Here is a 14,858-nt window from a genome sequence, read left to right as displayed (position 1 = left end):
ATCGAAGGCGCCAGCCTATTGTCGCTGGCTCATTTCGAGCCTTCCTTGCCTTTGGCAGAGTCTCGAACTGATATCACGTAGCGACATTGGTCACTCAGGTTTGTGAACTTGGCTCTGAGACAGGCAGTGATGGCGCCTGCATCAGGTATGTGCCTGCCACAAAAGCGAAACACGTCCGGTGTGCAAGCCTCTCGCTCCTCCGGTGTCGCCGGCCGATCTCGCGCACCCGCCTGTTCATTGCATAGAGCTGTTGTCGTCACAAGAGCAACAGCAAGTGCTGTTGCACAGCGGTGTGCTTTGAAGGACCAAGACCCATGCGTTCGCTGCTTTTGATTCACGATATCCTCTTCAAGTCGATACATCCTGCGGTATTGTTCGTCCTGCGCGAAGCGCAGTATGACCTGTCTACCGGGAAACAGGCCGGAACCATTCAAAGCATTGACGACCGCGGAAGCGCACTTGCGTATCTGCACACCCATCGCAGCGGTGCTTCGGTCGCTTTGTCGTGAGATACCTAACTTCCGAGCGCATGGAGGCGGCTATCAACCCGCCAGCCGGCTGATGACCCAGAGCCGGCAACGCAGGGCGAAACAACGATTGCGGCCTGGCTAGACGAAAGAAGTTACGATAGCGGTAAGATATACCCCGGGAGCAATTCCGGCATTCAGCTACGTCCAACACGCCTCCGAAGCTGCACCTGGTTGGGGAGAGCGAACAGTTGGCGGTCTGTCGCAGCCGGGGCCATCACCCACGTGGTGCGCCGCTGCATTCTACCTCCTGAGAGGAGCGGCGCGCGCGAAATCGGAGATCGAGATTGTGCCAAATGCTCGTCCTGTTCTGGCTGCAACTTGGCCAGTTCGCCATGCGGTCCATAGATCACTTCGCCTTCGGGGGAGTGCTCTCGGATCGTGACGGACTCTTGCGGCGTGAGCTTAAAAGTGTGGGACATTCCCAATTCTCATCACCTGGCGGGACGCTTTCAGATGGCCGGAGGGAGCGCCACCTACTTTTAAGATCGTACAATCTAACGCTACGTACGATTCAAGCCCCTTCGAGGACTGCTCGTGTGGATATGTCCAAACCCGCACGCCCCAAGAGCCGTCTGGCGCGAATCAGAGTGAGAGGCCTTCACTGGCGCGGAAAATCTCAGTTTCATTCCCAACTAGGCCGAGCGCAGCCGTGCACGTGCTAGAAGCGAAGGCTCCAGCACGGCTGATCTCTGCAAGCCGGCAAGTGGGAGAGATCGAAATATTGGATTGGTTTGCGATCCTAGTCAGCGCAAATTGCGCGGCCCGGTAGCAGTTCGAAAAGGGAAGAGCTTCATGCCCGAGAGGGCGGGCGCTTTAGATGCTGCGCGTCTAAACCTTCGTCCTGGAAGAAACTTGACCTAGCGCGCTTTCGGAGGAGGTCGTGGTGGCTGGGGGTGGTATCGTGCTGGGTCCGGCTGCCACCGGCTGTGTACGAGGCATGAGCAAAGCAACTCTATCAACCGCTCAATGCGTGTGCGCCCGCTTCGGCTTTATCAAGCGAATCGCGTCCCGCGGCTTCGCTCCCTCTGAGATATCGGCAATTGGGTCGAATTTGCGAAGTTTTGCGGGGAGGGCGGCCTACATGATCTTGGAGGTCTGGTGTCGCATTCGCTTAATGTACGAACTGCATGCTCATCTACATGAAACCGAAAGATCAGTTCTACGATCCCAAATTCTGGCGACGCCGTGCGGAAGCGACGCTGACCAAAGCGGCGTCGTTCGCTGAAGGCAGGTCCAGAGATAGGCTCCTTAAGATCGCCGAGGAATATGAGAAGCTAGCCCGACGCGCAGAGGAGTGGCCGACGCTCAAAAAGGATGGCGGCGCAGACTCTAATCACAGTTCCTGATGCTTCGCCGCGGCCTCTCGATAAAAATCCGCAGGTAGCTCTCTGGGAGCGGCTAGATTGGTTTCTCGGCTCGATAGGGCTAATTTTGCTGCGTCAAAAGTCATAACGCATGGGGGGCGAATTGGATTGCTCAGCCGTTAGCGGTTCGCTCATCGGCGCGCGATCAACCTCAGGCTTGAACAAGCGACGCCCAAGGTTAGCGCCCTGGCTCCGTATCTCGCTGACCCGGTATCATCCAGAATCTTGGTCGCTACTTCTGGAGGAGGCTGAATCCAACGTGTCCTCCAGCATGGAGTTCATCCACGGCTGCTGATCTATTGCAGGAGCCTGGAGGTCACACGGCCTGATGCAAGCGGAAAGCCATCCGATGAGCCAGCCTAGCCTCTTCGTACCGCTTCTTTGTGGAACCCTTGCGATGGTCAGCTGGAGTATCGGCAACGTTCTGTCCAAGGCCGCGCTCTGCTGCATCGAGCCGCTCTCGCTACTAACAGGGCAGTTGGCGGTGAGTGCCGCAAGCCTGACAGTACTATCCATCTGGTCAGGCGCGCCGCCTCGCTTGAGCGATTGGCGTGCCGGCCTTCCCGGCCTGCTGCAGCCGGCGCTTGCGTCTGGTTTGTCGACCTTCGGCCTGACGATGTTGCCGGCGTCGGTGGAAGCGATCCTGTTCGCAGTTGAAACGCCAATGATCATACTCCTCGCGTGGTTGATCCTTGGCGAGATCCCCAACCGGGCCGTCGGCTTGCTCTGCTTGTTGGCCTTTGCCGGAGTTGGTTTGTTGAGCTGGACCTCCGAACCTGATCCTTACGCTACACGGGGACTGGGAGTCGCCCTCGTGCTCGTCGGTGTTCTATTTGCCTCGCTCTACAGTATCACAGTCCGTTTTATGTCGGTTCGGATCGATGCGCTGCGGCTTACGACATTAAGCCAAAGCGTCGCGTTCGCAGCAGTGGGATGTGTATGGATTGGTGTTCGTCCATTGCCGGCGCTCGTTCCAACTATCACTGATGTCATTTTGGTGGTCGCATCCGGATTGCTGCTCATGTCAATTCCATTTCTTCTCTACGGCGTTGCGCTGGAGCGCATGAGCGCGACCGCAGCCGCGCTGTTGCTGCCTCTAGTTCCGATGTTTACATCCATTTTCGCATCTCTTTTTCTTCAGGAAGCCCTGACCGCAACACAATGGTTAGGGGCGGCTACGGTTCTCGTCTCGGCGCTTGGAATGCCCTTGGCCGTTCGTTCCAAACCGCACGATTGACCTGAATCAACTTGGCGCAGGCCACATCGTCTCGCCCGCGGCCCCTGGAATCAAAAATGCCGCGGCTTCCTCGGTCGCGGCCAAGTTGCGGGCGGACAGCTCCTACAGATGTTTGGAGCACGAGATCGGAATTTCTATCGATTTAACTCTCTTTCGCGGGCGGCCCGCACGATCGTCGGCGACCAGATCCTTTTGGATCGTCGGCACTTAATCCCATCGGAAGATGGCTCCTCGCTTCTCATCCCGGCCCAGATGACGCGACAGAAGCTGGATCTGATCGTCCCGCCTTGTATCTTCGCCCCTCACACGCTAGCTGCGAGGAGTTCCGCCAGGGCCTTTGCTCGCAATCCAGCGATCGACGAGCTCGCTGAGGAGTCCGAAGGGAAGTGCACCGCTGCCGAGAACGACATCGTGGAACTCGCGCGTGTCGAACGCCCGGCCCAGCTGAGAGCTTGCCTTGCTCCTCAACGCGAGCAATTGCTGCATGCCCACCTTGTACGCAGTAGCTTGGCCCGGGATGACGACATAGCGTTCCACCTCACTTATGATTTCGGACAACGGATTGGGCGTTACCTTGCGTAGGTAGTTGATCGCTTGTTGGCGCGTCCAGCGACTGGTGTGGATGCCGGTATCCACCACAAGCCGCGCGGCGCGCCACAGCTCCGCCGCGAGCCGTCCGAAATCGGACATCGGATCGCGGTACGCACCCATGTCCTTGGCAAGCGACTCAGCATATAACGCCCACCCTTCCGCATAGGCGGTGTACGAGCCGAACTTCTGGAACGCGGGAACTCCGGTCAGTTCTCTCGCAATCGCAATCTGCATGTGATGACCCGGCACGCCCTCGTGGTAGGCGAGAGCTTCGAGCTGGAACGTCTTCAGGATCTCCATTCTGGACAGGTTAACATAGTAGACGCCGGGCTGGCTGCCGTCAGCCGTCGTTCGCTGATAGAAGGCGAGGGCTCCAGAGTTCTCACGGAAGGGCTCGACACGCCTGACAACCAAAGGAGCCTTGGGAAGCCTGCCAAAAGAATTGCCGAGCTTGCGGTACATCGCATCCAAAATGCGTGACGTTTCGCTGAGGTAGGTGCTCCGTCCCTCCTCGGTATCGGGATAGACAAACTTGGGGTTTGTCTTGATGTGCTTAAAAAAGGCCGCGAGGTCGCCGCCAAAGCCAAGCGAGTTCTTTATCTTTTCCATCTCTCCGTGGATCCGGCCGACCTCCTCTCGTCCGTACTCGTGGATTTGGGCGGCCGACAGCTCCGTCGTGGTTATGTGCCTGAGCGCCTGCGCGTAGAACTCAAGTCCGTTGGGGTGCTTCCAGGCGCCATCGTCCGTGCTGGACGTGGCCTCGAGCCGGGCCGCCGCTGCAATCAAATCGACGTAAGCCGGTTGGACGAACCTGATCATCGCTTGAATGGCTGCTTCAGTAAGCTTGGGCTTCTTCGCGTAAGATATGGGCAGCGCGTCGAGCTTGGCGCGGAAATCCGCAAGCCACGTCGAGTCCTTTCCTGAAGCATGAAAGGGCACGCCGCTCAGAAGATTGCGACATTCCCGGATGACCTTGTCGTAAACAAACCTGGGAGCGAAAATACCGTTGCGAGAACGCAATTCGACACCATCAATGATTTGTGCGACCAACCTGCGGATTCCCTCGAGGCGAGAGATGTAGGCCTCGGCATCTTCGACAGCGTCGATGGGATGATGGTTGAGCAGAAAGGCCGGAATGGACGATTGCCAGCCACCCATTTGGTTTAGCGGGTAGTTGTAATGCCGGAACTCGTCCGCTTCTAGGGATGTCACGCAGTTGCTCTCGAACAGCCGATAGCTCAGCTTGGCCGCGTCCGGCAACGTCTGCGGATCGAAGTTCGCGCGCAGTCGATCAAGATCCTGCCGAGTCTCGCGAACCGCTTGGTCCCGTGCTGGTTCGTCGATCTCGTCCCATAGATGCTGGCGATCTTTGCGCCGCAGCAAGGCGGCCTCTCTCATCGGGCTCCGTCGGATTTGCCGTTCGAACGCCTGTTCGAAAAAAACACCAAGCGCCTCGGTTTGCGGTGCGGCCGTAACCGACTGAGGCATGGTAGGTTTGTTCATGGTGTTCAAGGTCCTCAATTGAAAACTGCGGCGAGTCCGCTCTTGAAGATCACCGCACTGCTGTTGTGAGGATGCGGCGAATGAAGCAAGCGGCGTGCCGAATTGAATTGCAGGTTTTTGACGGCACTTCGTAAGTGTGTGTAGCGTCAAGTTGCTGACATGGTTCGAAGGCTGACAATCGTCGCTGCTGGTTGTCCGACACGACGTTGCGCAGCGCGAAGCCGCTTTTTCGAAGAAGTTTCCCATGACGTACTCAATGTGCGCCTTTGCAGGAGTCGGCGAAGCACCGACGCAAGGCATGAATGTCGTGCATCACTTTTTGAGGACGCGCGCAGAAGGTTGGTCTTCACGCCGACGCTGATTCGCGCGGTGTCGTCGTTGCGGCCTAGCGACGGGGAGGCGCCGGGAGAGTACGCAGGACACCCGATTTGCCGAGATTTGACGGCGGGTTATGCTTTGCTCCTAGAAAATTTCCCCACCCATAAACGAACTTACAGGGGCTACATGCACGCACCGGCGAGTAAGCCGGCTGTAGAAACATGGCCCTTTTAAGCGAGTACGGCCGCACGAAACGGAATTCGCGCCGGCATTCGGCCGAGCAAATCGCCGAGACCGCCGCATCTATCCGGCAATAGGCGGGATGATGCCGATCCTAGCCGCCGAACGATCAGGCTCGGCGCGGTCAAAGCCAGATGCAGGAGATTTCATTAGCGAACTGCGGTTGATGAAATGTCGCCGCATGTTGGAGAGAACACTAACGGCCGCAGTTCCGCAATCGATGGCGAACGAGAGCAGCGACTTCGTCCATCTTGTTCTAAGAGGCGCATGTCACTTCGAGGGTAGCGATGCTGAAATCGCCGCAGCCTTCGGTGCGCTTGGGAGCGCCTTCTCGACTTCCGCTACGGCTCGAGAGGGTTCGGTCTGCTCGGAATTCTCATGGTAAGGAGACGACGAGAATGACCACGCTCGCGGTCGCGGATCAGCTATGGCCGTCATTACGGACAGGCGGTCGGCCGGTTCTTCATACACAATATTGACCATTCAGTGTCCCTTGCGAACGCGGCCGAGTTCTTCAACAGTCTGAGGTCGGCACCACCTCAGCGGATGCTGCTTCATTAAACGGTAAGTAACTTTGGCGCTTGGCCACCGGCTACGAAAAGACGGCCAGAATTGACCTGGCCGTCGTCACGATTTCGGTTACGGTGTTATAAAAGCTGCACTCGAAAGGTCAGGGGAGCGAAGAAACGAACTTTGCGCCGTCCGGCAGTTCGCACACGAATTCGCCCTGATTCACTACTTGGGTCGCCCCGACGATCAGCTTGGAGGCCCGCACCGTAAGCTTGCCTTCGCGGCTGAGGCTGTGACGAATGTATTCCGTCACTGGCTGTCCCGAGCTATCCACGGTTTGATGGGCATTGGCAAAGCTGATGCCGTTCTGGGCGGTCACCCTGAAGGCGCTAATAAGCAGCCCGGCCTGCGTCGCTGGCCCGGGCTTGCCGCCATCGAGCGTGGTACAGCGGCTTAGGTCCAATATGAGCTTCACATTCTTGCCAGCCTGCAGAGCACTGAGCACCTCGGCGTATTTCGGCGAGGGCTCATCGGCCTTGGCGATCGTGCTCACGCTCACAGCCGAAAGCAAAGAAAACAGGATCGACAGGCATCTGCGACTAAACTTCATACGCTCTTCTCCTTCACAACAACACCGCATGCGACGCATGCGGCAATTACGATGTCGCGTCCGCAAACAGCTTGGCGGATTCCGGACAGCGTGCATGTGCGCTTCGCAACAACTACATGTGTCGCAACCGCTTGCAAGTCGTTGCGAAGGCTAATCCAACCTCACAAGCTCGTAGGTAAGGTTTGCGAAGTGGCGTCACGATTTGCGACATCCTGTGCACTGTTTGGTCCAAGGGTGGCAGCGTCCAAAGGAGGAACGGCAATAACGTAAAATGAAGGAGGCCGATATGAGCGAGAACGTGCAGGTTAGGACTCTCATATAAGCGTGAGCGGAACAGCTTCGAATGAGCAACGGGCGTTCTTGCCGCGCAATTTGTGTGGTCGCCTCGTCAGGGGACCGCTGCCGCCCGAAGGAATGGTCCGGAATGGACGGGCGGCGAAACTGATACAATAGGAGGACGAGCAAAATACTTGATAGTTCAAGGTGTGTGTGTGTGAGTTGAGCTCGGTCTACCGAAACAAACTTGGCGGAATGTCAATGGCGCGACGGCAGCGTTGACTTCTTGACCACGCGCTTCGCGCGGCTCATGCAATGACTAGCTGACCCGCGTCGCTCCCGCTCAAAACGGAGCGTGAGATGCAAACTCGTTCGCTAGCATGCGGCGGTGCGTCGCGAGCTCATCTGCTTAGACGTTACGTAGATCCCTGCTGCGCAATCAAATGGAAGCTCATGCGTCGTCATGGTTTGTGACGCAATAATTCTAATCCATTCGGATACCCGCGCCCCTCTGGCCACACTGCGCAACGAAGTCTCGCCGACATCGAAATCCGGCGATCGTCCGGCCACTAAGGAGGAAATGGCCTATAGCTAGGCGCGTCCTGCCGCAATTGAAAATCCGTGCGCCCGACGCCGGCGAATCGACGCCGATCATCGGCACTATTTCGTGTGGCATATCATTTGCACGGGTTTGTCTGGGTTGGACGGCCAAGTGCCGCGCCATCCCCAACCGGCCCCACGCACCTTATACCCGGCAGTGTGCGTTGGGCCGGTGCTGTTGCAGCATAGGAGATCGACGCTCGACCGCATTCAGCGGCATTAAGTCGGATGCAGCCGCTTGTGCGATGCCCGATACAACGGCCAAGAACGCTGCCCTCAAGCGCGCCGGCAGGAAGGAATGGCAACGCGCGGGCATGACATGATCTAGCGCCTGCTCGCTGACAAACTGCCGCGCAACGTGCGCCTCGGCGCCGACACCAACGCGTTCGAGGGGGATTTCGACTGTGTGAAGAAGGAGCGGTTAACGCGCCCAGTGTACGGCGATAGAGAAATGCCGCAGCTGGCCCCTCCAACGTACAGGCGCGTGAGTTTTGCGTCGCTCGTGGTCGTCATCGCGATGCTATTTCAAGGCCAAGCATGCATTTTTTCGCTTTGAGCTTAGGGGGCTACTACAACATTCGGTAGTTGGCTAAAGCCAAATTGAGGCCCTAGGGTCTGGCCGCCTTCCCCGCCGATCATCGTCGACGAACAGAAGTGAACGCAAGCGCAAGTGAAGCCGCTGCCCGCAGCACCTGCCGGTCACCTTCCGCCCTTGCGTCGCTTAGAGAGTGAAGTGCCACCATGTCCGAACAACCTTTGCCGACACTGCCGATGTGGCGCGTCGATCACATCGAGCCCTCGCCCGATATGTTGGCGCTAGGCGCCGACGGTCCGATCCACCGCGTGCGCTTCCCATCCGGGCACGAAGGCTGGTGGGTGACAGGCTACGATGAGGCCAAGGCGGTGCTGTCCGACGCGGCGTTCCGGCCCGCGGGAATGCCGCCGGCCGGATTCACCCCGGATTCGGTGATTCTCGGTTCGCCGGGGTGGCTGGTCTCGCACGAGGGGGGCGAGCATGCCCGGTTACGCACGATAGTGGCGCCGGCCTTCAGCAACCGCAGGGTGAAGCTACTCTTGCAGCAGGTCGAGGCGATCGCCGCGCAGTTATTCGAGACACTGGCGGCCCAGCCCCAGCCCGCCGACCTGCGGCGCCACGTCTCCTTTCCGCTTCCGGCCATGGTCATCAGCGAGCTGATGGGGGTGCTATACGAGGATCACGCCTTTTTCGCCGGGCTGTCCGACGAGGTGATGACGCATCAGCATGAAAGCGGCCCGCGCAGCGCGTCGCGCCTGGCCTGGAAAGAGCTGCGCGCCTACATTCGCGGCAAGATGCGGGACAAGCGCCAGGATCCGGGCGACAACCTGCTGACGGATCTGCTCGCGACGGTCGACCAGGGCAAGGCGACCGAGGAAGAGGCGATCGGCCTGGCGGCGGGCATGCTGGTGGCGGGGCACGAGAGCACCGTTGCGCAGATTGAATTCGGCCTGCTGGCTATGTTCCGCCATCCGCAACAGCGCGAACGCCTGGTCGGCGATCCATCTCTGGTGGACAAGGCGGTGGAGGAAATCCTGCGCATGTACCCGCCTGGCGCGGGCTGGGACGGCATCATGCGCTATCCGAGAACCGACGTGACCATCGCGGGCGTGCATATTCCCGCGGAGAGTAAGGTGCTGGTCGGCCTGCCGGCGACGTCGTTCGATCCGCGCCATTTCGACGACCCGGAAATCTTCGACATCGGACGCGAAGAAAAGGAGCACCTGGCGTTCTCCTACGGACCGCATCACTGCATCGGCGCGGCGCTGGCCAGGCTGGAACTCAAGGTGGTGTTCGGTTCTATCTTCCAGCGCTTTCCCGCGCTGCGCCTGGCCGTGGCGCCCGAAGAACTGAAGTTGCGCAAGGAGATCATTACCGGCGGGTTCGAAGAGTTGCCGGTGCTCTGGTGATGCGCGGACGCCGCCGGGGATCGCGATCTTCTCCGCAATTGCCGGCGCATGGCGCGCGACGGTCAGATCAGCCAGCCAACAGGTAACCAAGATGGACGTGCAAGAAACCACGGCAGCATGCCCCGACGCCTTCGCCGAACTGGCGTCGCCAGCGTGCATCCACGACCCGTATCCGTTCATGCGGTGGTTGCGCGAGCACGATCCGGTCCATCGCGCGCCGTCGGGCCTCTTTCTGTTGAGCCGCCACGCCGACATCTACTGGGCGCTCACGGCCACCGGCGATGCGTTTCGGGGACCGGCGCCGGGCGAACTGGCGCGCTATTTCCCGCGTGCGGCGAGAAGCCTGTCGCTCAAACTGCTGGCGTCCACGCTAGCGATGAAGGAACCACCGACGCATACGCGTCTGCGCCGGCTGATTTCGCGCGATTTCACCTTGCTCCAGATCGACAATCTGCGGCCGAGCATCGCGCGCATCGTCGCAGCGCGCCTGGACGGCATGGCGCCCGCGCTGGAGCGTGGGGAGGCGGTTGACCTGCATCGGGAGTTCGCGCTGGCCCTGCCCATGCTGGTCTTTGCCGAACTGTTCGGCCTGCCCCAGGACGACATGTTCGGGCTCGCCGCCGGCATCGGCGCCATTGCGGAAGGCCTGAGCCCGCACGCCAGCGATCCCCAGCTCGCCGCGGCGGACGTGGCCAGTGCCAGGGTGCAGGCCTACTTCGGCGACCTCATACAGCGCAAGCGCACCGATCCCCGCCACGATATCGTCTCGATGCTGGTCGGCGCACACGACGACGATGCCGACACGCTGTCGGATGCGGAATTGATCAGCATGCTGTGGGGCATGCTGCTGGGCGGCTTCGCCACAACTGCTGCGACCATCGACCATGCGGTCCTGGCGATGCTGGCGTATCCCGAACAGCGGCATTGGCTGCAGGCAGACGCCGTGGGGGTGAAGGCATTCGTCGAAGAAGTCCTGCGCTGCGACGCGCCCGCCATGTTCAGCTCCATTCCGCGTATCGCACAGCGCGACATCGAACTGGGCGGCGTGGTGATTCCGAAGAACGCGGACGTGCGCGTGCTGATCGCGGCCGGCAATCGCGACCCGGCCGCCTTCGCCGATCCCGACCGCTTCGATCCCGCGCGGTTCTACGGCACCAGTCCTGGCATGTCGACCGACGGGAAGATCATGCTGAGCTTCGGCCACGGCATCCACTTCTGCCTCGGTGCGCAACTGGCCCGGGTGCAGTTGGCCGAGAGCCTGCCGCGGATCCAGGCGCGCTTCCCCGCGCTAGCGTTGGCCGAGCAGCCGACCCGGGAGCCCTCCGCATTCCTTAGGACGTTCCGCGCGCTGCCGGTGCGGCTGCATGCGCAGGGGGGAGGCTGAGATGCGCGTCGTGGTCGACCAGGATCTGTGCAGCACCACGGGGCAGTGCGTGCTGACGCTGCCGAGCACCTTTCGCCAGCGCGAACCGGACGGCGTGGCCGAAGTGTGCGTGGCGACGGTCCCGCAGGCGCTGCACGCCGCCGTGCGGCTTGCGGCCAGCCAGTGCCCGGTCGCCGCCATTCGGGTCATCGAAAGCGACGCTGGGGATGACGAGCGCGCCAGCGCCAACCTTGCGCGTTCTCCACCGGAGGCCGAGCGGCATGCCGCGAAAGACCAACACAATCTAGGATGACACGATGGGACGGTTTGAAGGCAAAGTGGCTGTGGTGACCGGCGCCGGCGCCGGCATCGGCAAGGCATGCGCCCTCGCTATCGCGCGCGAGGGCGGCAGAGTGGTGGTGGCCGACATTGATGGCTCGGCGGCTATCGCCTGCACCGCGCAGATCGCGGCCGAAGCGGGCCACGCGCTCGCCCTGGCGATCGACATCGCCGATGCGCAGGCGGTGGCAGCGCTGTTTGAGACGGCGGAGCGGCACTTCGGTGGGGTCGACCTGCTGGTGAACAACGCGAGCGCCATGCATCTGACCCCGCGCGACCGCGCGATCCTCGAGCTGGACCTGGCGGTCTGGGATCAGACCATGGCGACCAATCTGCGAGGCACGCTGCTCTGCTGCCGGCAGGCCATCCCACGCATGATCGCCCGCGGCGGTGGCGCGATCGTCAACATGTCGTCGTGCCAAGGGCTCAGCGGTGACACCGCGCAGACGTCCTACGCCGCGTCGAAGGCGGCGTTGAACATGCTGTCGGCCTCGCTCGCCACCCAGTACGGTCATGCGCAGATCCGCTGCAACGCGGTTGCGCCGGGTCTCATCATGACCGAGCGTCTCCTGGCCAAGCTGGACGAGTGCATGCAAACCCATCTGCGCCGGCACCAGCTCCTGCCGCGCGTCGGCCGCCCCGAGGACGTGGCCGCACTGGTGGCGTTCCTGCTGTCCGACGATGCTGCGTTCATCACCGGCCAGGTCGTGTGCATCGACGGCGGCATGCTGGCGCATGTGCCGACCTACGCCGACGGTGGCAACAGCCGCGCCGCGCGGCCTGCCGGCGAGACCGCCGAAGCGGACGCGGCGCCGCGCTGCTGATGGACATGCTGCTCAACCCGCTGAACCGTCGGCATCGGCTGCGGCACGACATCCCGGTCGTGCCCGGCGCTTTTCCCTTGGTCGGGCATCTTCCCGCCGTCGTCTGCGACCTGCCGCGCCTGCTGTGGCGCGCGGAACGGACGCTGGGCAGCCACTTCTGGCTAGATTTCGGCCCTGCCGGACACCTGATGACCAGTCTGGATCCGGATGCTCTCGCACTGCTCCGGCACAAGGACGTGTCCTCGGCGCTGATCGAAGACATCGCGCCCGAATTGTTTGGCGGAACGTTGGTCGCCCAGGACGGCATCGCGCACCGGCAGGCGCGCGATGCGATCCAGGCGGCGCTTCTGCCCAAGGGGCTGACCCAGGCCGGCATCGGCGAACTGTTCGCGCCCGTCATCCGGGCGCGCGTGCAGGCGTGGCGGGACCGCGGCGACGTAACCATCCTGCGCGAAACTGGCGACCTGATGCTCAAGCTCATCTTCAGTCTCATGGGAATCCCCGCGCAGGACCTGCCGGGATGGCATCGCAAGTACCGGCAACTGCTGCAGTTGATCGTCGCGCCCCCGGTCGACCTGCCCGGACTGCCCTTGCGGCGCGGCCGCGCCGCCCGCGACTGGATCGATGCGCGCTTGCGCGAGTTCGTCCGCGCCGCGCGCGAACATGCCTCGCGCACCGGGTTGATCAACGACATGGTGAGCGCCTTCGATCGCAGCGACGATGCGCTTTCCGATGACGTCCTGGTCGCCAATATCCGCTTGCTGCTGCTTGGTGGTCACGACACCACCGCCTCGACGATGGCCTGGATGGTGATCGAGCTAGCGCGGCAGCCTGGGCTGTGGGACGTCCTGGTCGAGGAGGCGCAACGCGTAGGCGCGGTGCCGACCCGGCACGCGGACCTGGCGCAGTGTCCGGTCGCCGAGGCGCTGTTCCGCGAGACGCTGCGCGTGCATCCGGCGACGCCGCTCCTAGTGCGTCGCGCACTGCGTGAATTGCGACTCGGCCAACAGCGCATTCCTGCGGGCACCGATCTGTGCATCCCGCTGCTGCATTTCTCGACCTCGGCGCTGCTGCACGAGGCGCCTGATCAGTTTCGGCTGGCGCGGTGGCTGCAACGCACCGAGCCGATCCGGCCGGTCGACATGCTGCAGTTCGGTACCGGCCCACACGTCTGCATGGGCTACCACCTGGCATGGCTGGAACTGGTGCAGTTCTGTATCGCCTTGGCGCTGACCATGCACGAGGCCGGGGTGCGGCCGCGGTTGCTGAGCGGCGTCGAAAAAGGCCGGCGCTATTACCCGACCGCACATCCGTCCATGACTATCCGCATCGGATTCTCATGAGCTGGCATCGCATGCCCCGTGTGGTGAGGCAGCGGCGCCGGCGACGCGCGGCATTGCTGCACTTGGCGCGCGCGCTCGGTGCGAGGCCGGCAACACCGCGGCGGCTCGCCGCTCGCCTGGCCGTCTCCTGGCAGGTACAATGACATGAACAACATGCAGACCGGTTGCACACTACACGGCGAGCGAACTAACGTTTCCGCGCTCGGTGGATTGGGCGCGCAGGCGCGCGGCGCATCCGGCTGGCTGCTGCCGGAGATCTGGATGCAGGACGGCGCAAAGCGGGTCGAACAGGCGCTGGCGCGTCTTCTCTGCGGTCAAGACGACGGCGAGACCGAGCTGATGGCGGCGATGCGCTACGCCACCTTGCATGGCGGCAAGCGCACCCGCGCCTTGCTCTGTCTGGCTGCCGGAGCGCTGGCCGACACGCCGGCGCACATGCTCGACGACGTCAGCGCCGCCATCGAGATGATGCACGCCTGTACCCTGGTCCACGATGACCTGCCCGCGATGGACGACGACGTGCTTCGCCGCGGGCTTCCGACCGTGCACGTCAAGTTCGGCGAAGCGACCGCGATCGTGGTCGGCGATGCGCTGCAGGCGCACGCCTTCCTGACCCTGGCGAGCCTGGATGCGCCGGGCGACAACCGTATCGCGCTCGTGCGCGAACTGGCGCAGGCGGTGTCCGCCGAGGGTGCCGCAGGCGGGCAGGCCATGGATCTGTCGCTGGTTGGAAAGCACGTCGAGCTGGACAGGATCCTGGCGATGCACCGGATGAAGACCGGAGCGCTAGTGCGCGCGTCCGTTCGCATGGGCGCGCTATGCGCCATCGCGGAGGATGCCGCGCACGCTGCGCTATACTGTGCGCTCGATCGCTACAGCGCCTGTTTCGGCCTGGCGTTACAGGTGGTGGACGACATTCTCGACGCGACAGCGGATACCGCGACGCTGGGCAAGACCCCCGGCAAGGACGCGGCGGCGCAGAAGCCGACCTGTGTGTCGACCATGGGGCTGCAGGCAGCGCGCCAGTTCGCGCCGGATCTGTTGCGCGACGCCGGGGAGGCCATCGTCCCGCTGGGGCCGCGTGCGGAAAGGTTGGCGCAGATGCTGCAGCGGGCCAAGGCGTATCTGTTCAAGCACGTGCCATGCGCGTGAGCGCGCCCGTCCGCATCGAGTCGCCCCTGTGCCGCTGCGATCGGCAGGCGGCAGCGGTGCATGCTGCACTCTGTCCGAGTCCGCGGCGCCGATCGCAGCGGTTGCCCAGCGCGG

At 62.1% G+C, this 14,858-nt stretch carries 10 protein-coding genes; 8 read left to right on the top strand and 2 right to left on the bottom strand.

What is annotated here, in order from left to right:
• The first annotated feature begins 314 nt into the window (after positions 1-314).
• Entirely contained in the window at positions 315-509 is a 195-nt protein-coding gene (locus tag HCN58_RS30680) for a hypothetical protein (RefSeq protein WP_171583080.1), read from the top strand.
• Positions 510-2,243: 1,734 nt separating this feature from the next.
• Entirely contained in the window at positions 2,244-3,131 is an 888-nt protein-coding gene (locus HCN58_RS30675) for a DMT family transporter (RefSeq protein WP_171583079.1), read from the top strand.
• 309 nt (positions 3,132-3,440) lie between these two features.
• Here the strand turns inward: HCN58_RS30675 and HCN58_RS30670 are convergent, their stop codons facing one another.
• Together HCN58_RS30670 and HCN58_RS30665 are read right to left on the bottom strand one after the other, a co-directional pair.
• The gene (locus HCN58_RS30670; protein ID WP_171583078.1) at positions 3,441-5,471 is read right to left on the bottom strand and encodes a DUF885 domain-containing protein; all 2,031 of its coding nucleotides are present in this window, start codon (positions 5,469-5,471) and stop codon (positions 3,441-3,443) included.
• A 982-nt stretch (positions 5,472-6,453) separates the two neighbouring features.
• Positions 6,454-6,903 carry a VirK family protein gene (locus tag HCN58_RS30665; protein WP_028350646.1) on the bottom strand — a complete coding sequence of 150 codons (450 nt, stop codon included), beginning with the start codon at positions 6,901-6,903 and terminating at the stop codon, positions 6,454-6,456.
• Positions 6,904-8,520: 1,617 nt separating this feature from the next.
• Between HCN58_RS30665 and HCN58_RS30660 the strand changes: the two genes are divergently transcribed.
• The 6 genes from HCN58_RS30660 (at position 8,521) to HCN58_RS30635 (ending at position 14,744) form a co-directional block, all read left to right on the top strand.
• Positions 8,521-9,723 (top strand): cytochrome P450, encoded by a 1,203-nt coding sequence (locus HCN58_RS30660; RefSeq protein ID WP_171583077.1) that lies wholly within the window; start codon positions 8,521-8,523, stop codon positions 9,721-9,723.
• 91 nt (positions 9,724-9,814) lie between these two features.
• A complete protein-coding gene (locus HCN58_RS30655) occupies positions 9,815-11,107 on the top strand; it encodes a cytochrome P450 (protein ID WP_171583076.1) in 1,293 nt (430 codons plus the stop codon).
• A 1-nt stretch (position 11,108) separates the two neighbouring features.
• A complete protein-coding gene (locus tag HCN58_RS30650; protein ID WP_171583075.1) occupies positions 11,109-11,399 on the top strand; it encodes a ferredoxin in 291 nt (96 codons plus the stop codon).
• Positions 11,400-11,403: 4 nt separating this feature from the next.
• On the top strand, positions 11,404-12,249 hold the full coding sequence (locus HCN58_RS30645) for an SDR family oxidoreductase (protein WP_171583074.1): 846 nt from the start codon (positions 11,404-11,406) through the stop codon (positions 12,247-12,249).
• A complete protein-coding gene (locus tag HCN58_RS30640; RefSeq protein ID WP_171583073.1) occupies positions 12,249-13,592 on the top strand; it encodes a cytochrome P450 in 1,344 nt (447 codons plus the stop codon). The genes HCN58_RS30645 and HCN58_RS30640 overlap by 1 nt, the downstream gene beginning before the upstream one ends.
• 144 nt (positions 13,593-13,736) lie before the next feature.
• Positions 13,737-14,744 carry a polyprenyl synthetase family protein gene (locus HCN58_RS30635; RefSeq protein ID WP_171583072.1) on the top strand — a complete coding sequence of 336 codons (1,008 nt, stop codon included), beginning with the start codon at positions 13,737-13,739 and terminating at the stop codon, positions 14,742-14,744.
• Positions 14,745-14,858 lie beyond the last annotated feature (114 nt).

This window comes from Bradyrhizobium australiense (genome assembly GCF_013114825.1).
GTDB classification, from domain to species: domain Bacteria; phylum Pseudomonadota; class Alphaproteobacteria; order Rhizobiales; family Xanthobacteraceae; genus Bradyrhizobium; species Bradyrhizobium australiense.
The sequence above is the reverse complement of the archived record's forward strand: the minus strand, read 5'-3'. Positions and strand labels throughout refer to the sequence as shown.